This window comes from Sphingomonas soli NBRC 100801 (genome assembly GCF_001591025.1).
GTDB classification, from domain to species: Bacteria; Pseudomonadota; Alphaproteobacteria; order Sphingomonadales; family Sphingomonadaceae; genus Sphingomonas; species Sphingomonas soli.
In genome coordinates, this window is record NZ_BCTZ01000001.1 from 51,820 (window position 1) to 69,421 (window position 17,602).

At 63.1% G+C, this 17,602-nt stretch carries 18 protein-coding genes; 7 read left to right on the forward strand and 11 right to left on the reverse strand.

Annotation, left to right across the window (positions count from 1 at the left end):
• Nucleotides 1-4: 4 nt before the first annotated feature.
• From kduI to SSO01S_RS00255, 4 genes are all read left to right on the forward strand, one after another.
• Nucleotides 5-847, forward strand: a complete 843-nt coding sequence (gene kduI / locus SSO01S_RS00240; RefSeq protein ID WP_066793428.1) for a 5-dehydro-4-deoxy-D-glucuronate isomerase — start codon at nt 5-7, stop codon at nt 845-847.
• A complete protein-coding gene (gene kduD / locus SSO01S_RS00245) occupies nt 847-1,617 on the forward strand; it encodes a 2-dehydro-3-deoxy-D-gluconate 5-dehydrogenase KduD (RefSeq protein WP_066793430.1) in 771 nt (256 codons plus the stop codon). The genes kduI and kduD overlap by 1 nt, the downstream gene beginning before the upstream one ends.
• 133 nt (nt 1,618-1,750) lie before the next feature.
• Nucleotides 1,751-2,755 (forward strand): sugar kinase, encoded by a 1,005-nt coding sequence (locus tag SSO01S_RS00250; RefSeq protein ID WP_066793432.1) that lies wholly within the window; start codon nt 1,751-1,753, stop codon nt 2,753-2,755.
• Nucleotides 2,742-4,280, forward strand: a complete 1,539-nt coding sequence (locus SSO01S_RS00255) for a carboxylesterase/lipase family protein (protein ID WP_066793434.1) — start codon at nt 2,742-2,744, stop codon at nt 4,278-4,280. The genes SSO01S_RS00250 and SSO01S_RS00255 overlap by 14 nt, the downstream gene beginning before the upstream one ends.
• 53 nt (nt 4,281-4,333) lie before the next feature.
• Here the strand turns inward: SSO01S_RS00255 and SSO01S_RS00260 are convergent, their stop codons facing one another.
• The gene (locus SSO01S_RS00260; protein WP_066794200.1) at nt 4,334-5,686 is read right to left on the reverse strand and encodes a pectate lyase family protein; all 1,353 of its coding nucleotides are present in this window, start codon (nt 5,684-5,686) and stop codon (nt 4,334-4,336) included.
• Between the two features lie 135 nt (nt 5,687-5,821).
• On the opposite strand from SSO01S_RS00260, the gene SSO01S_RS00265 reads away from it, so the two are divergent.
• The gene (locus SSO01S_RS00265; RefSeq protein WP_066793437.1) at nt 5,822-6,850 is read left to right on the forward strand and encodes a LacI family DNA-binding transcriptional regulator; all 1,029 of its coding nucleotides are present in this window, start codon (nt 5,822-5,824) and stop codon (nt 6,848-6,850) included.
• Nucleotides 6,851-6,853: 3 nt separating this feature from the next.
• On the opposite strand, the gene SSO01S_RS00270 is transcribed toward SSO01S_RS00265, so the two are convergent.
• From SSO01S_RS00270 to SSO01S_RS00315, 10 genes are all read right to left on the reverse strand, one after another.
• A complete protein-coding gene (locus SSO01S_RS00270; RefSeq protein WP_157073552.1) occupies nt 6,854-7,180 on the reverse strand; it encodes a hypothetical protein in 327 nt (108 codons plus the stop codon).
• A 44-nt stretch (nt 7,181-7,224) separates the two neighbouring features.
• A complete protein-coding gene (locus SSO01S_RS00275; protein ID WP_066793449.1) occupies nt 7,225-7,767 on the reverse strand; it encodes a hypothetical protein in 543 nt (180 codons plus the stop codon).
• Between the two features lie 215 nt (nt 7,768-7,982).
• Nucleotides 7,983-8,609: a hypothetical protein gene (locus tag SSO01S_RS00280; RefSeq protein ID WP_066793452.1), complete on the reverse strand. Its 627-nt coding sequence runs from the start codon at nt 8,607-8,609 to the stop codon at nt 7,983-7,985.
• A gap of 6 nt (nt 8,610-8,615) precedes the next feature.
• Nucleotides 8,616-8,963: a hypothetical protein gene (locus SSO01S_RS00285; protein ID WP_066793455.1), complete on the reverse strand. Its 348-nt coding sequence runs from the start codon at nt 8,961-8,963 to the stop codon at nt 8,616-8,618.
• The gene (locus SSO01S_RS00290) at nt 8,960-9,457 is read right to left on the reverse strand and encodes a hypothetical protein (protein WP_157073553.1); all 498 of its coding nucleotides are present in this window, start codon (nt 9,455-9,457) and stop codon (nt 8,960-8,962) included. Before SSO01S_RS00290 ends, SSO01S_RS00285 begins: the two co-directional genes overlap by 4 nt.
• A 472-nt stretch (nt 9,458-9,929) precedes the next feature.
• Nucleotides 9,930-10,112, reverse strand: a complete 183-nt coding sequence (locus SSO01S_RS00295) for a hypothetical protein (RefSeq protein ID WP_066793461.1) — start codon at nt 10,110-10,112, stop codon at nt 9,930-9,932.
• Nucleotides 10,113-10,170: 58 nt separating this feature from the next.
• Complete coding sequence (locus SSO01S_RS18125; RefSeq protein WP_157073554.1) at nt 10,171-11,916, reverse strand: competence protein CoiA family protein; 1,746 nt, start codon at nt 11,914-11,916, stop codon at nt 10,171-10,173.
• A 228-nt stretch (nt 11,917-12,144) separates the two neighbouring features.
• Nucleotides 12,145-13,038: a plasmid partitioning protein RepB C-terminal domain-containing protein gene (locus SSO01S_RS00305; RefSeq protein WP_245646532.1), complete on the reverse strand. Its 894-nt coding sequence runs from the start codon at nt 13,036-13,038 to the stop codon at nt 12,145-12,147.
• Nucleotides 13,031-13,903, reverse strand: a complete 873-nt coding sequence (locus SSO01S_RS00310) for a plasmid partitioning protein RepB C-terminal domain-containing protein (RefSeq protein WP_066793468.1) — start codon at nt 13,901-13,903, stop codon at nt 13,031-13,033. The genes SSO01S_RS00305 and SSO01S_RS00310 overlap by 8 nt, the downstream gene beginning before the upstream one ends.
• A complete protein-coding gene (locus SSO01S_RS00315; RefSeq protein ID WP_066793470.1) occupies nt 13,900-15,423 on the reverse strand; it encodes a recombinase family protein in 1,524 nt (507 codons plus the stop codon). The genes SSO01S_RS00310 and SSO01S_RS00315 overlap by 4 nt, the downstream gene beginning before the upstream one ends.
• A gap of 66 nt (nt 15,424-15,489) precedes the next feature.
• On the opposite strand from SSO01S_RS00315, the gene SSO01S_RS00320 reads away from it, so the two are divergent.
• A complete protein-coding gene (locus SSO01S_RS00320) occupies nt 15,490-15,915 on the forward strand; it encodes a hypothetical protein (protein WP_157073555.1) in 426 nt (141 codons plus the stop codon).
• Nucleotides 15,916-16,139: 224 nt separating this feature from the next.
• Nucleotides 16,140-17,453 carry a hypothetical protein gene (locus tag SSO01S_RS00325; protein ID WP_157073556.1) on the forward strand — a complete coding sequence of 438 codons (1,314 nt, stop codon included), beginning with the start codon at nt 16,140-16,142 and terminating at the stop codon, nt 17,451-17,453.
• Nucleotides 17,454-17,602 lie beyond the last annotated feature (149 nt).

Sequence of the window (17,602 nt, forward strand, 5' to 3'; positions counted from 1 at the left end):
ACCCATGTTCGACCGTACCTATTACGCCACCCATCCCGACATGATGGAATGCGTCTCGAACGAGGAGCTGCGGGATCGCTATCTGATCGACGAGCTGTTTCGCGACGGCGAGTGCGTGCTCAACTACACCCATGCCGATCGCTTCGTGATCGGCGGCGTCGCGGTGAAGGGCGGCAGCGTGAAGCTGCCCGACCAGACCGAGCCGGCGTCAGCAGCCGGGCACCCCTTCCTCGAGCGGCGCGAGCTGGCGATCGTCAATGTCGGCAAGGTCGAGGGCACCGTGGAGGTCGATGGCGACCGCTATACGCTGGGCAACAAGGACTGCCTCTACGTCACCATGGGTGCCAAGGAAGTGCTGTTCATGGGCGAAGGCGCGCGCTTCTATCTCGCCTCATGCCCGGCGCATAAGGCGTTCGAGACGCGCAAGCTTTCGATTGCGGATGCCAATGCGCTGGAGCGCGGCAGCCTGGAGGAATCGAACGAGCGGACGATCTTCCAGCTTGTCATTCCGGGCGTGTGCGACAGTGCGCAGCTCGTTATGGGCCTCACCGTGCTCAAGCCGGGCAGCGTGTGGAACACCATGCCCCCGCACATCCATGAGCGCCGCAGCGAGATCTATTTCTATTTCGAGCTCGACGATCTCGAAAAGGATCGCGTGATGCACTTCATGGGCGAAGGCGAGGCGACCCGGCACATCGTGATGCAGAATGAGGAGGCGGTGATCAGCCCGCCCTGGTCGATCCATATGGGTGCCGGCACCAAATCCTATGCCTTTATCTGGGCGATGGCGGGTGAGAACCAGGATTATACCGACATGAACGTCCTCGACATCTGCCAGCTGGCATGATGGCGAACCCGTTCGATCTCACCGGCCAGGTAGCTGTTGTTACCGGGGCCAATACCGGCATTGGGCAGGGCATCGCGCTGGCGCTGGCGGCGGCGGGGGCGGATATCGCCGCGGTCGGCCGCAGCGCAGCGACCGAAACGGTGGAGAAGGCGCGCGCGCTGGGCCGCCGTGCCGAGATCATCTCGGCCGATCTCTCGACCATCGAACCTGTTGACAGGATCGTGGACGAAGCTGTGGAAAAGCTGGGGGGAATCCACATCCTCGTCAACAATGCGGGGATCATCCGCCGCAATGATTCGATCGACTTCACCGAGGAGGATTGGGACGCGGTGGTCGATACCAACCTGAAATCGGTCTTCTTTCTGTGCCAGGCGGCGGCGAAGAAGATGATCCCCCGCATCGAGAATGAAGGGGGCAGGGGCAAGATCATCAACATCGCATCGATGCTGACCTTCCAGGGCGGAATCCGCGTGCCCAGCTATACCGCGTCCAAATCCGGCATTGGCGGGCTGACCAAGCTGCTGGCGAACGAATGGGCGGCGAAGGGGATCAACGTCAACGCGATCGCGCCGGGCTACATCGCGACCAACAATACCGCCGCGCTGCAAGCGGATGCCGATCGCAATCGTTCGATCATGGAGCGCATCCCGGCGGGCCGCTGGGGATCGCCCGAGGATATGGGTGGGGCGGCGGTGTTCCTCGCGTCCGCCGCTTCGGATTATGTGCAGGGGCATGTGCTCGCGGTGGATGGCGGGTGGCTGGCGCGGTGAAGCGGCGGCGCTGTTCGTCACCCCGGCCTTGTGCCGGGGTCCACCGGGCGGCATCGATTGCCTTTGAGCCTCTTGTCCCGTCTTCGCGGATGAGTGGACCCCGGCACAAGGCCGGGGTGACGGGGGAATTAGGATGACTACAGTCTTCTTCGGCGAATTGCTGCTTCGCCTTTCTCCCCCGGGTCGCGAGCTTTTGCTCCAGACGTCGAAGTTCGACGTGAATGTCGGCGGCGCGGAGGCGAATGTTGCGACCGGGCTGGCGTGCCTGGGTCATGCGGTGCGCATGGTGAGCGCGGTGGCAGATAACCCGCTGGGTGCCGCCGCGATCGGCGAGCTGAGGCGGCGCGGGGTGGATACCGCCACGGTGGCCCGCGAGGCCGGGCGGATCGGACTCTATTTCCTGACGCCGGGCGCGGGGCTGCGCGCGTCCGAAGTGGTGTATGACCGCGCGCATTCGGTGTTCGCGCTGCGAGCGGCGGATAGCTGGGACTGGGATGCGGCGCTCGATGGCGCGACGCGGCTGCACCTTTCGGGCATCACCCCAGCGCTGGGACCGAATTCCGCCGCTGCCGCGATTGCTGCTGCCGAGGCGGCGGCGGCGCGCGGCGTGCCGGTGTCGTTCGACGGCAATTACCGCGCGAAGCTTTGGGAAGCGTGGGACAGCGATCCCAAGGCGGTGCTCACCACGCTGATCGGCCATGCCGATATCCTGTTCGGCAACCATCGCGATATCTCGCTGCTGCTGGGCAAGACATTCTCGGGCGACGGAGCGGATCGCCGCCGTGAGGCCGCCGAAGCGATGTTTGCCGCATTCCCCAAGCTTCAGGTGATCGCATCGACTGCGCGGCATGTTTTGGACGCGGACAGCCACCGCGTGGCCGCGCGGGTCGATCTGCGCAGCGGCGGGCATCAGACCGTGGAAGTGACGATTGCGGGCATCGTCGATCGGATCGGTGCAGGCGACGCCTTCGCGGCGGGCGTGCTGCACGGGCTTTCGCAGGGTGGCGATGCGGTGACTGCGGCAAATGCGGGGCTCGCGCTCACCGCGCTCAAGCATTCGCTGCCGGGCGACGCCAGCCTGTTCGGCCAAGCCGATATCGACGCATTCCTCGAGGGAGAATTGGATGTCCGCCGATGACGGGATTTCGCGCCGCGGGTTGATCGGCGCGGGAGCGGCGTTGACCTTGCTACCGGGAGCCGCGCTCGCTTTGGGCGATCCCGTGGTCGATACGCCGGCAGGCCGGTTCCTTGGCGAGAACGCGGATGGCGTGCAGCGCTTCCTGGGCATTCGATACGGGACTGCAGAGCGCTTTTGCGCGCCGGTGGCGGCGGCCCCGGCCGGCACTGTCGAGGCTCGGAAATTCGGGCCGATCTGCCCACAACGGGGGCTTGCCGGGCTACAGTCCGAAGACTGCCTGTTCCTCAACATCTGGACGCCCGGGGCAGACCGTCGCGCGAAGCGGCCGGTGATGGTCTATTTCCATGGCGGCGCCTATTCGAACGGCAGCGTCACCGCCCCGACCACGCATGGCGGCCCGCTGGCGGGAGCCGAGGATGTGGTGGTCGTTACCGTGAACCATCGGCTCAATGCGCTGGGTTATCTCTACCTCGCCGGGCTGGATTCACGTTTCGCGGATAGCGGGAATCTGGGGCAGCTTGATCTGATCCTCGCGCTACAATGGGTGCGCGATCACATCGCGGCGTTTGGCGGCGATCCCGGAAGGGTGATGGTGTTCGGCCAATCGGGCGGTGGCGCCAAGATCGCGACGCTGATGGGGATGCCAGCTGCCAAGGGGCTGTTTCACAGCGCGGCGACGATGAGCGGGCAGCAGGTCACGGCATCGGGGCCGCTCAATGCGCGGCGGCGCACCCAAGCATATCTGGCTCGGCTGGGTGTGCGGGAGACCGATCTGGAGCAATTGCTGTGGCTCCCTGTCGGCAAGTTGATCGAGGCGACCGATGCGGAGGATCCGATCCTGGGCGGGGGCGTCTATTTCGGGCCGGTGCTCGATATGAAGTGGCTGACCCGCCACCCGTTCTGGCCCGATCCCAATCCGCAATCGAACCATATTCCGATGATCCTGGGCAACACGCGCGATGAGACGCGGGCGTTTGTCGGGCCGGAGAAGGTGAAGGGGCTGGATTGGAGCAATATCGCGGCGCGGATGGCTCCGGAATTGCGCACCGATCTGCTGCCCGAATGGATCGTCGATCAGTATCGGGCACGTTTTCCATCCGACAGGCCCGAGCAGATTTTCTACCGCGCGACCACCGCCGGGCGAAGCTGGCCGGGACAGGTGATTGAGGCCGATGCTCGCGCCGCGGCGGGCGCGAAGGCGACCTGGGTCTATCAGTTCGATTACCAGTCGCCGGTCATGCCCGAGCGCGGGGCACCGCATGCAGGGGATATCCCGCTGGTGTTCGGCACGCTGGGCGCGGAAGGGTCGATCAGCGGCACGGGGCCGGCGGCGCAGAAGCTCAGCCGGCAGATGATGGGCGCGTTCGCATCGCTGGCGAGGACCGGCAGGCCGGGCTGGGCGCCCTATACGCTGCCCAAGCGCGCGACGATGGTGTTCGACGTGCAGAGCCGGGTCGTGAACGATCCGCGCAAGTGGGAGCGCGAGCTGTTTGCGCGGGTGCCGTATATCCAGCCGGGGTCGTAGGGGCGGATGATCGGGGTTTTGCATTCCTCCCCCTTCGGGGAGGAATGGGAATATTACTGCTTGCCGTCGCCCCGCATCGCCTGATCGCGGCCGCTTAGCGATTCCCGGATCGCGGCGGTCTGGCCGGGATAGCGGCCAGACTTCGGCTCCATCGTGTCGAGGTTCCAATCGGCTTCGACGAACGGCGCGCGGGTGGGTTTGAAATCGGGATAGGCGCTGACCTGCTTCTCGTCGTCGATGATCTCGCCGCGGCCCTCGGCGACGAAGAACAGCACGCGGATGTCGTCGGCATCGCGATCCCAGGGGCGAGCACCGGCGGTGCCGAGCAGGCTGGTCTCGACGTCGATCGAAGGGAGGACGGTAATACCGGCAAGGCTCGCCAGCGGCTGCTTCGCTTCGATCAGTTTCGCGCGGGTTTCGCCGTAGCGGCCGAACATCGGGAGCTTGTTGCCATGCCGGTTCACGGCGCGGTTGTCCTTGCCGTAATAGGCCAGATCGCCATCGCCGCCGAGCATGAGGAACGACAGTCCCTCATCGGTGTCGTTGCCGCCGCGCAGCACGTTGCCGACTGCGGTGATCTCGCCGGTGACATAGGGGTGATCGCCCCATTCGAGCGCCATCAGGTTGTAATGCACCGCGCGGTGGCCGGGGTTGTAGATCAGGTTGTTGACCATCAGCACCTGCGCGCCGCCCTTCACCAGCGGATGCCGCTCGACATTGTGCGCCCAGACGTTGCGGTAAAAGACGATGCCGGTGGCGTTGTCGTGGATCAGCGAGCCCTTGCTGTGCTCGCCCTTCGGGTGTGAGCTGTCGGCCAGCCCTTCGGCGGCGAGATTGTTCGAGAAGGTGATGTTGCGGCTGGTATGCTCGCGCCATTCCTTGACGTCCTTGCCGTCGAAGCGCGGGCCCGAGGCGGACATGTTTTCGTCGATCGCCCAGGTGAAGGTGTTGTGATCCAGGATCACGTTGCGCGCGGCGACGGTGGAGAGCGCATCGGCCTCCCAGCCGCTGCGCTTGGGCTGGCCATCGGCCCCGGTGCGCACGCGGATGTGGCGGATGATGACGTCGTGCGTCTTCACGTCGATCCCGGTCTTGATCAGCGTGATACCGGGCGAGGGGGCGGTTTGCCCCGCGATCGTCAGATAGGGTTCGGTGATCGCGATCGTAGTGCGGCGCATGTCGATCACGCCGCCGACCTCAAACACCACGATGCGCGGCCCTTTGGCCTCGACCGCCGCCTTGAACGAGCCGGGGCCGTCGGCATCCAGATTGGTGACGCGGATGATCTGCCCGCCGCGCCCGCCCGGCGTTTCGGCGGCGGGACCGACCGCTCCGGGAAAGGCCGTCTGCGCCTGTGCCGGAGCGACCGCCAGCAGAAGGGCGAGGGGAAATGCGAACAGCTTCATCAACCTCTCCATCATCCGGTTTATGATACCGGTTACCTTACCGGTATTGCCCCTGTTTTTCCGGGTGCGCAAGCGATGTGGCGATTGTCCACGGGACAGTATCGCTTTGGCTCGCGAGCCATTATAGCCCAAGCAATGCGGAGAACCGGCAAACCCACCATCAACGATGTCGCGCGGATCGCCGGCGTTTCCAAGAAGACCGTGAGCCGCGTGATCAATCGCTCGCCGCTGCTCAACGAAGATACGCGCGGCAAGGTGGAGGCCGTGATCGCGGAACTGGGCTATGTGCCCAATGTCCAGGCGCGCGCGCTGGCGCTCAGGCGAAATTTCCTGATCGGGCTGATCCACGACAATCCCAATGCCCAGATGGTGATGAACGTGCAGGCCGGCATGCTGGAGGCGATGCGCGAGACGGAGTTCGAACTGATCGTTCGCCCGATCGATCGCGGTTCATCGACCATGCTGGAGGATGTTCGCAACTTTCTGGAGCGGCAGCGCCCCTATGGCGTGATGATCCTGCCGCCCATCTCCGAGAACGACATGCTGGCCGAGGTCTGCAAGGATCTGGGCATTCGTTATGTCCGCATGGGTTCGGCTACGCTTGATGATCCCGAGCACATGGTCGCGTCGAACGATCGCGAAGTCGTGATCGAGGCGGTGAACCATCTTATCAAGCTGGGCCATCGGCGGATCGGGCTGATCGCGGGTCCTCATGGCTTCCGCTCGGCCCGCGAGCGGCGCAAGGGATTTGAAGAGGCGCTGGCGGCGGCGGATATCAAGCTTCCGCGCAGCCTGATTGCCGATGGCAATTACACGTTCGAATCCGGGCTGGCGGCGGCGGATCGCTTGCTGGACCTGTCGCCGCGTCCGACCGCCATCTTCGCTTCGAACGACGAAATGGGCGCGGCAACGCTGCACGCGGCGCGGCGGCGCGGGATGACGGTGCCCGACGATCTTTCGATCATCGGCTTCGACGATACAGCGATCTCGCGCCATATCTGGCCGCCAATGACGACGGTGCACTGGCCGATCATCTCGATGGCGCGGTCGGCGGCGCTCAAGCTGCTAGCCGACTTCTTCGGCGACGACATTGCGAGCGAAGAACCGTCGCTGTTCACCTCGACGCTGATCCACCGGGCGAGCGTGGCGCCACCGCGCGAATAGCTTTTATGGTGAGACGATGGGGGCGAGATTGCCGATCGCGTAGAGCAAAAGGCCGAGAAGAGCCATCGTCAGCGACCCGAACCAGAGCATCCAAGCCCAATATCTGATGGGCTCGTCGGCACGCACGATATCGGCGCGCCAAAGCGGAAGCTGCCCCGTGCGGAAGCCGTCGAACACATAGGCGGCCATTGCCGCGCAGAACGGCCCGCACAGGGTGATGGTCAGCCAATATTGTGCTCCGGGCAGCCCCTCGGCGAGCAGCCGGACCGCCAGATAGAACAGGATGCTGAGCGGAGCGACGATCCCCAGCGTTACTGCCAAGCGTCGCAAAATGGCGGGCCAGCTGTCCATAGCAGGGTGCGGCGATCCGGCGATCAGCGGCTGTGCGGCGGCAACAGCCCGTATAGCAATGTGCCGGTGGCTGTGCCGTTGTCGTGCCGGGTGAGCGACAGGCGCAAGCGCTGAACACTGCCGCCAGCGGAGCGCTCCCATACCCAGATCGCATCCCGCTCTCCGCCAGCGGGCTTTTCGATCTGCTTGAAAGCGGGCGTCGCGCGTGCGGCCCAGCGATCCATTGCCTCGTCCAGCTTGCCAATCCGCGCGACGGGGACGCTTGCGCCGATCTGGCAGGCACTGCCTGCCTGCTTGAGGTCGCGCCCGACCACCAACACCGCGTCGGCAAGTTCAAACATCCACCATGACATCCCCGGTCCGCCACCAAGCGCTTCGCGATTTTCGCCAGTGACTTCGACGAATCCAGCCTGCGTGGCTGCCTCCGCCAGTGAATCACCGCTTTCGATTACGGGGACGCAGACATCGCTGAGGCCCGCGAGAACGATTTGCCCCAGGTCGGGATCAAACTGGGCCTGGGCTGGAGCGGCGACAGACAAGAGGATCGCAGCGCCGCCGAAGACCATGCGCCGGACGAGCTTGAGAAGCTGCGAGGCTTGCGACGAGGATGGTTTCGTTATCATGCCTGGCTGTTCAACCTCCGCTCACTGCCGGGATCATCGCCCGACCTCTGGCGTGAAACCCCTTGGGCGCTCAAATGACAAACATCGTTATGCCTGCATGGTCTCTGGCCAGGCCGCGATCAATCGGGATCACTTGTTGATAAGGCGACGCTGCGGCTTCATGGCCGCGCCGGCGTTCTGGCGATGCTGCCGCGCATTGCGCCAAAGTCTGCCTCGGCGGCCTGCCAGTGCGCACGGGCGGAGACCGCATCCTTGGCCGCTAGCGAACAGTTCAGGTTCACGGTCTGCGGACCGGCGGAAATCACCGACGCCTGACGGATGACATAGGACAGGTCCAGGCTGCGGAGCTCGGCGTCGTCCACTTCATAGGCAATTACACAGGAATGCCGTGGCCCGAGTTCGCCATCGTCGGTCGCGCCCGCAAGATAGGTCTTGTTCTTGAGCGGTTGGCCGGGCGGATATGCAGTATCCTCGCATACGGAGCGAACCCATTTGGGGTCGGCCCCCAATTCCTGGATCGTGGCGGCGACGTCTTCGCCATCGGGCCCGGTTCGTGCCGAACAGATGCGGTAGATTCCTCCCGTGCTGCTTTCGACCGAAAGGCCGGTCTGCCCGTCGGTTCCCGGCGGCCCGACAGCAAAGCCCTCGGCCAGCGCCATGGAGAGCCCGGCTTCCTTGTCGATCCAGTGGCGCTGGGGCGTTACCTGCGCACCGTGAAAGGCAGCGACACTGGACCCGATAAACGTTGCGGCAAAGATCGGGAGAATCGCATGCAGGAAGCGCATGACGCTTCAGCCGTCCAGCTTGCGCGCCGCGTCGAGCAGCGTGTCATTGCCCCGCAACGCACCGATGATCGCGCCGCATTTCGCCATCACGGCTCGTTCCGCTTCGCCCCCCGGCAATTTCGGTTTCAGCTCGCCGAGAGCAGGGTCTCCCGTCACGCCAAGCTCCGCCAGCCGTTCGACGAACATGAGCGAGAATTCGCGGAGCACCCGGACATTCACTTCGTCCGACCCTTTGGCCGCCGCCCGATCCGCGAGAAGATCGAAGCCGGCCGCGCACAGGCGGACGCTATCCTTGTTACCAAGCAGCTCGACATGGCCGGAGAGCAGCAAGGCTGTGGCCAGAACGATCATCATACGCCCTCCCGCGAAAGTGTGAGGATCAAGATTCCATTGGGCCCCTTTTTCAGCTCAAGGAACGCTCCGCCGTTCGATCCGTCAAGGAGCACGTCCTTTTGCAGAGCCGGGGGATAATGATCGAGGTCGAAGCCGTACCTCGCGCCCCATTGGGCAAGGTGATTGGCGATGGGGATGGGTTGGGCGTCCGGACCGATCAGAAGGACTTCGCAGCTAAATCCATCGGCCTTGATCGCCACGATGTTCGCACCCTGGTTCGCGTTCCATGTCTTTCGAGCTGGATCGTGCGAGAAGCCCGCGGCTTTGGCCTCGTTTCCGTTGATGTCGAAACCGCCGCGAACGGCAGAGCGGCAGAGATCGATGGCCGCGTCGATCCTGGTGGTAATCGCCGATTGCGCATGCGCGAGCGCGGGAGATGCGAGCGACAGCGCGAGAATCCCGGTTAGCGGCACGATTGCCCTGATTCGCCTCACGTGCCGGACGAGGTTCGGCATTTTCGAGGATTGCGAGGAAAGTGGCCTCTTCATCATGCGCTGTCCTCTCACTCCCGCTCATTGCCTTGATGGTCACGGTTCCGGTCCGTTGCATCTCGGTCCGCTTGGCACCGGTGTGGCGTGAAAGCCGTCCGGCACTCAAATGACAAACATCGTTAGAAGCCCGCAAGGCTTCTATGCGGGTGGGGCAGAGTGCCGCTGGACGGGAATGGTGCCGGTTGCAGGAATCGAACCCGCGACCTTCGGTTTACAAAACCGCTGCTCTCGGGTTCAAGGTAGACCAGCAACACAGCCGAAACCCGCAGAAATCCACGGGTTTTTCACTATTAGGCGGGCCCGACTGCGGGGTCAAGGTCATTTTTGGGCACAAATAGGGGCACAGAAATAAGGTGGTGTTTTGCGAGCTTCGGATTCGACTGGATAGGGGTGATCCGCGGTCGATCTCGAAAGCTGTCGCTGCCGGAGGAGGTGGCTATTTCGTCGAAGATGATGCCAAGCCATGCGGCGTTGCGTCCAGATCGGGCCTTCCGGTCGACCAGCGCTCCGCCAGGTTCTCGCGATAGAATTCATCCGCGGCAAATGCCGGGCCGAGCGCGAGAAGTGAGCCGCCTTCGAGCCAAAGTGCACAGTCTTCCGGGTGCAGCAGCAGCGGCATGGTGCGGCTCAGCGGCTCAACAGTCGGGTTGGCCCCGACCAGTACGCCAGCGCAGCGTTCATCGATGCAAAGGCCGGCCCAAGCGGCCAGTGGCTGGTCCCAAAGGCCGATCCAACTTCGCGTGCAATGGTCTCCCGTCGCTACCGGATAGGCAAAGGACTCCAAGATGATCAGACAGCGAGATAGCTGGGCGGCCCCATCCAGACGGCTGCCGCTTCGCCAGAAGTCCCGCGAATAGAGCGCTCCCCGCTGCTTGGGCGGAACCGGCCTCGTGAAAGTCTCGGACGATAGACCCCAGCGCATCGCGGTTAGACGGCGCATGCCGCCTTCTTCCACGACGACCGGAACGGCGTCGCCGGTCCAGATCGATTCTCGCCAGACAAGACCGGGATCGGGCACCGCTGCCGACAGCTGCGCCATTTCCAAAGTGGAGCCCCGCGCACGCAACAAGCAGGTCATGCTCAAGCTCCTGCTGATCGCGCGCGGGATTGGACATCGCCCAGGCCGGAAGCTGCCCCAGATCATTCAGCTCGGCGCGCAGCATCCCGTCAAACACCTCCGGGAAAAGCCGTTTCGCCGCGGACCAGATCGCGTGTCCCGGCCGGATCTGCGCGGCACGATGTCGGGCCTTGGCGAGCGCCGTTTGGAGGGATGCGCGCGACAGCCATTCGTGCGCCATGGTGTTCGCAAGCATTGTCTCAATCAGCGTTGCGTAAGGCATATAGGGGGCTGCGGAGAGGCGCGCATTGAGCATGGCCAATAGCGCGCCTTCCTTGTTGTACCGGCTCACATAGACCCGGTCGCGCCCATCCTTTGCCGATCGCGCGATTGAAAAGAGCATCGCAGCGACCTCCAGGAAGTGCGGGACGCTGCGGATCTCATTCTCGTGCCAGAAGGCATCCTTCCATGCGCTGAGCTCGGGAACATAGGATCGGATCGATGCCCACAGAGGATCGAATCGCTCGGCGACTTTCGGGTTGGCGAAATCGAAGGGCGCGCTCGTTTTGAGCGCTTCCCACCATTTCTCGCGGGCCTCCTGGCAATAATGTAGCAGGCGCGGTGTCCTCCGGTCCTCCAGGAACACCGAGCGGCCCGAACCGCGATCAAGGTCGTCCAGCCGAGCGATGCGTGGCTTGAGCCAACCGGAGTCCCCGTCGAGCCATGTCGATAGCCGCAGGCCATTTGCCGCGATCGACGCATCGAACGCAGCGACATCGAACAGAAAGGCGTTACCGCGCTGGAGTGTAATCACATCGCGAAAGCCTTGAGGGAGGTCCGCCTCCAGCTCACGAAATACCCAGATGAGCGACACGCCCTCCGCTTCATAGTGAAGGTGTCGTGCCGCGATCTCAAAGGCGAAGGGCTTCGAGAGCTGCACCTCGAACGCGAAGCGGCCTATGCCCTCGATCTCGGCATAAATGTCCGGATAGCAGCCACGGTCTTCGATGGCGGGTTTCAGATAACGATCGACCGACACCTTGGTGCAGCGCGGATCCCTCTCGAGCAACTCGGCGATCGTGTCGCATATCCAGCGATGCCGGGCGGATTCCTGATGACCCTGATATTGCGCCGCGCGGGCGTTGTCGGGGATAAGGTTGCGTCCCTGATACCATGGGCAATCATCGACGGCGGCACCAACATAGTGCTGGAACAGCGGGACATTCCCATTGCCGGTCGTCTGCGCGCGAATATAGACCGCGCCTTGGCACAGACGGCACCGCGCCAGCGGCCGCTTGGGTTCGCGCCGGTGTCTCAGATTGATTTCAGCGCGCAAATGCTCCCACGCGGCCGGCTCCATCGCCATGAGCGCGCCGATCGCGACCGCTCCGCGCGGTAGTTCGAAATCCGCAATCTCGACCGTTCGCTGCATCCCGACCCTCCTGGTCAGCACTGCCTGTTATTGCGTTCCCGTCTCAATCGACTCGCTACTTTGTTCAATATTTGTTCTACTATCCGTTCGATGAGTCAAGCAGGTGAGGGGGAGGCGAGCGGAGAACGTCCGGCGCGCTCGCTCCGCGTTTGGCGAAGCTGATCAGTTCGCGTCGAGCGAGGATGCATCCACGATGGTGCGGAACTGTCCGAGGATGTCGGGGTGCCGCTCGGCCAGGTATCGTTCGATATTCTCATTCGCGATCAGGCGGTCGAGATAGCGCGATGAGAGAACGAGCTGCAGCACGTCATCACCGAAGGTCGCTTCGCGTGCCCGGAAATCGGAATTGAGCCCTTCGAGCTCGCGTTCCATCCGCGCCATCTGGTCAGGCGTAACCCCGGCGACCTTTTTCGGCTTGTCGGGACGCGCCAGATCTTTCTGCCGTGTCGCCGCCAGGATCGCCTTGGCGTAGGTCGCGGTGAAGTTGTTCATCGACGTCATCATCTCGGCGCACGCGAATTGCTTGTGCGGCTTCATCTTGCGCAAGACGTCGAAGACCAGGGCGTTGACCTGTTTGTCCTTGAGGATCTCGACCGCGTCCGAGGCGATCCCGTCGAGCAGGGTCCTGCGCCTAGCGAGCGACTTTTCGTCCATGCCGAGCGCCGATGCGATCATCCGGGCCGGGACGCCACGGTCAAGCGCGCGGGTGATCATGTAATGCTCCTGCACCGTCGCAAGGCGATTGACTCGCTTGTTGTAGGTGAACGCCTCATCGTCGTCGGAGATGAGGCAGGGCGCGTTTGTGGCGCCCTGGTTTTTCAGCGCCTGCAACCGGAGATGACCGTCGAGTAGCATGTGGCGATCGTCGGCATCGCCGGCGGTGACGACGAGCGGTTCGATGACGCCGACCTCGTTGATCGAGGAGACGATCCGCCCATAGCGCCGTGAGCTCGTGATCCGTTCGGTCATTGGCCGTAGCGGCAATATACGCTCGATCGGCAGTTCGAGAACATGGGTCTCGAACGAGATGCGAACCGGCTGCACCATGTCAGACATCGCTCAACCCCAGGCGCTGAGCGATCGGCTGCGGCAATTTGGTCAGTCCTTCCGCGCGCAGCAGATCGACGAAATGGGCCTCGGACAGCAGCTTGCTCATCGCGCCGACGATGAAGGTCAGGCGGCTTTCGGTAAGAATGGCCTTTTTGACGAGCAGCCGCTGCCGCGCGACTTCCTTCTGATAGGCGCGGACGAGCGCGACCGCGGATGTCGGCTGCGCGCGCTTCGGGCCAGTTCGTACCGATTTCAGCCCTTTGCCGATCAGGTTGCGCTCATCGACGATCCTGCGGATCGCCAGCACCTGCTGGCCTGACAGCTGACCGGTCTCGTAGGCCTCGGTGAGCGCGCGCTGGACATCCGCGTCATCGGCGCGGGCGATCTCGGCCGCAACGCTGTGCGGGATCACGCCGCGCTCGACGGCATCGAGCAGCCGGTCCTCGCCCTTTTCGAGGAGGAGGTTGATGGTCCACACATATTCAGGGCTGAAACCGACCTTGCGGGCAATCTCTGCGTGGCTGTAGCCGCGTTCGCGCAGCGCGCCGATCTCGCGAATAAGCTCGAGCGGGCTGAGATTTCGGCGCGCGAGATTTTCGACGAGGCTCATCACAAAGCATTCCTCGCGGCTCGCCTCGATGATCATCGCCGGGATCTCGGTCTGACCGAGCTTGATGAACGCCTCCATCCGGCCCTGGCCGCAGATCAGCTCATAGCTGTCGCCCGATGGGGCTCGGCGGACCGTGATCGGGCGTTTGAGCCCGACCGCACGGATGCTTTCGACCAGTTCATCGAAGATCCGGCGGTTGCGCGCCCTAGGATTGAGGACCTCGATCAGCTCGATCGGAATGGTTTCGATGGGCGGGTTCATGCGCGGCGCTCTAGCGGGTGCCGCCGCAGTAGATGATACAGGGGCGCCAGATCGTCGGTACGGTAGGTGTCGAGCAGGATGCCGTTATCCTCGGCCATGCCGAGCCGCGGCGTCGCGCCGATGTCGATCCACGGCAGCAGATAATAGTCGCGGATTTGGCGATTGTCGGGCTCGAGGCGAACGGCGATCGTGATGTCCGGTTGCAGACCGGTATCGAGACGGACGCGCCAGTGAAGCGATCCAGCGGGCGTCGACCGGCAGCGCACGATTACCAGGGCGATCGTCGCTTCATGATTGACCGTGAGCAGGTCGGTTTGTTCGTCGACCTCCACGAAACCGCCAATCGCTTCGATCCCGGCGATCGTCCTCGCGACGACATCGGGATGCATGAGGCGGAGCTGGCGGTTGGTCTCGACATAGCGATAGTCGCGTGCCGGCTGATAGCCGATCAGTTGATAGGCCCTGAGCAGGCTGCCGAACCGGCTGCGATAGGCGGCGGTCGACGGCATCGTGTCGATCTCGTCGATGATCATGCCTGAAAGCTCACCGCGCGAGGCGAGGAGGTGGCGTAGCAATTCGAGCAGCTCCTCGTCGCTGAACCGGCGCGCGCGTTCAGCGAGGATGGTCTGCGCGGCTTGGAACAGGTCCGTATCGACGATCGCTTCGAAGGCGCCTGTCTGGCGCACCCACATGTCAGGGTCGTTGATGACGCGCTTGCGCTTCAGTTTGAAGGAGACGCGGTTGTAGACATTGTTGCCGATATATTTTTCGTTGCTGAGGATCTGCCGGACCGTGGGGCGCGTCCAGGCCGCGCCCGTGTCGGTGCGGGTTCCTTCGAGATTGAGAACGGTCGCGATCTCGCGTTCCGACCGCAGTTCCCCCACGAACATCCGGTAGATGCGGCGGACGGTCTCGATCTCCGCATCGGGCCCGGGCACCAGAATGACGCGGTCGGTCTGGAGGCTCTTATGCTCGCCGCGCTCCAGCGGGGCCTTAAGCTCATTATGCTCGTTGACCAGATGGCGGCGCAGGCCAAAGCCCGCCGGGCCGCCTTGGCGATAGCCGAGCGTGATCAGTCGGCATTGCCCGGCGAAGACCTTGCTCGACAACTCCCGGCTATATTCGCCCGCCATCACGCGCTTGATGCTCTTCATGACATTGGACGGCAGGCTGCCGTCATTGTCGAATTGCTCGGCGCAATAATGGACGTTTATCCCGCGCTCGCGGCAGATGAACTCGTAATAGGCGCTTTCGTCGGCGTCCTGAAACCGGCCCCAGCGGCTGATGTCGTAGACGAGCACGGCTTCGTAATCGGCGACACCGTCCCGGACATCGTCGAGCAGCCGGCGCAGCGCGTCGCGGCCGGCGATGTTGAGTCCGCTACGGCCTTCATCGGCATAACTGCGGACGATCTCGAAATTGCGGCGCGCGGCATAGGCGGCGATCGCTTCAGCCTGGTTCTCGGTCGAATAGCGCTGATGATCGGTCGACATGCGCACATATTGCGCGGCGCGTATCATCGGCACTTGCGTCTCTGGATCAGGCACGGACTACCTCGGCGACTGTCGCGAAGGAGTCCTTCGCCTGTGTTTTTCCTCGCCGCCTTCTATGCAAGGAGGGGTGGAATGTCGTTTTCCGATGAGGACCGAGATTTTCGGGCCGATTCAGGAAAGAAGTTTCCGCTCGATCCTGGCGCCGATACCGAGGCCGCGTTCGCGCTCGTCATCGCCGATGCGTTGCGGCGCGATTTCGGTGCCGTGCCGGCCCGCGTGAAGCACATCGCCCGGCTAACCGGCGCGAATCCACGCACGGTCAAGAATTGGCTTCAGGCGCAGAACGGGCCGAGCGGGGCGGGGCTTGTCGTGCTGATGCGGCACTCGGACGCGGTGACCGAGGCGGTGCTTCAGCTCGCCGACCGGCACGAGGAGCAGCATCGATTGCGCGGCCTCCGGCTTGAGCGATCGCTGCGGGGCCAACTACTTAGCTTGCTCGAGCACCTAGGTCCGGAGTAGCGGTCGCGGACCCATTCGAGCGCCGAATACGCGGTTTCGTGATCGACTGAGGCGCCGTGAGCGACGGGACGCCTTCGCGCCAAATCGCCGGTGTTCGAAAGTGCGATGTATGGCGCGCGCGAGCTTCCCACAGCTTTTCCCACGGCGGTAATTTCTGAGCTTGCGAATCCCTGCATTTACCGTCACGTTTCTGTAAGAGAATGCAACGCGGGTAGATGTCGCCGATGACTGCGCAAGTCGCCATCATGAACCGCGTGGGTGTTGCGCTAGCCGCGGACAGTGCTGTATCCGTCCGACCCGGGGTATTTGCCGACCGCAAGATTTACAGCAGCGTAGATAAGCTGTTCATACTGTCGAATAGTGAACCCGTTGGGGTGATGATCAATGGCAGGGCCGAATATCTTGGCATGCCAGTCGAAACCTTGATCAAAGAATTTCGAGATTCTAAATTTTCCACGCCGCAGCGTACCGTCGCCGATTATGCGCGGCGTTTCTTCGAGTTTCTAGGGAAGCAGTTTCCTGGCACCCTGCAGGATGCTCGCGACTACGCCGCGACGATCGCGGTCTACAAGCTCCAGCGGCTTGTCAAACATGCGGAAGAGCTGTTCGAGGAAGCGGTAGAGAGCGGCGAGCGGCCGAGTTTCGGGCACTTGCTTGCCGAACATTGCCTTGAGGAGGTCAACGCGGGGCTTGAGATCGCTCGCGCTCGCGCTCCGTTGATTGGCATCACGTCCAGCAATCTGCCCCAGGATATTGGCGAGATTGTTAGGCACGCGATCGATCGCACGTTCGAATCGGGGTTTCGAGAGCTCGAAGCGCCGATGACCGAACTCATCAGCCTGCTGATGACTCGGCAGATCGATAGCGGTGAATCCGCGCAGTTCGTCTTTGCCGGTTTCGGCACCGAGCAGCGATTTCCGGCTATTGTCGCGACCGATTGCGACGGCCCTCTGGTTGGCACGCACAAGGTCAGATTTACCGATGATGGCGTGATCGACGACGAAACTCCCGCGCTGATCAGGCCTTTCGCGCAAGTGGACATGGTCAATCGCCTGGTCGATGGGGTCGATGAGACCTACAGTCATTTCTTGACCGGCGCGATTGGCAAGGCGCTCGAGCGTTACGCCGATTATGCGATGAGCAAGGTCAGCCGCCGTAAGCCGTCGGCGGCGCTGCGGGCCGAGTTGGCGATACTCGGCGAACTCTATGTCGGCGAGATCCTGGCGGGCGCGAATGTCTTTCGCGAGACCACCTATCGACGGTCGCTGCTGGAAGGCGTTCAGTTCATGCCGAAAAGCGATCTCGCCGCTCTTGCCAAATCTATCGTCAACTTGCAGTCAATCAATGAAACCGTCGGGGGGCCGATCGACGTCGCAGTGATCTCAAAACATGACGGTTTCGTCTGGATAGAGCGAAAGCACTATTTCGACGCGGAGATCAATTCGCGGTTCCTCGCGAAGCAGACGTCGCGGGTGAACAGGTGGATGTCGGAATATGGAGAGTCTGGAGAGCAACTCGGCGCAGGAGGCGAGCGGTGACGCGGCGCAAGCGCGTGACGCGGTTGACGCGGTGCTGAGGCGTTATCCGCGCGCGGAAACCCGCTTCTCACCGCGTGAGCGCGGTACGAATGCCGCGGATGCTGCCTTTGATCGTGCTGTCGCGGAACTTGCGCAAATTGGCGAGTTGC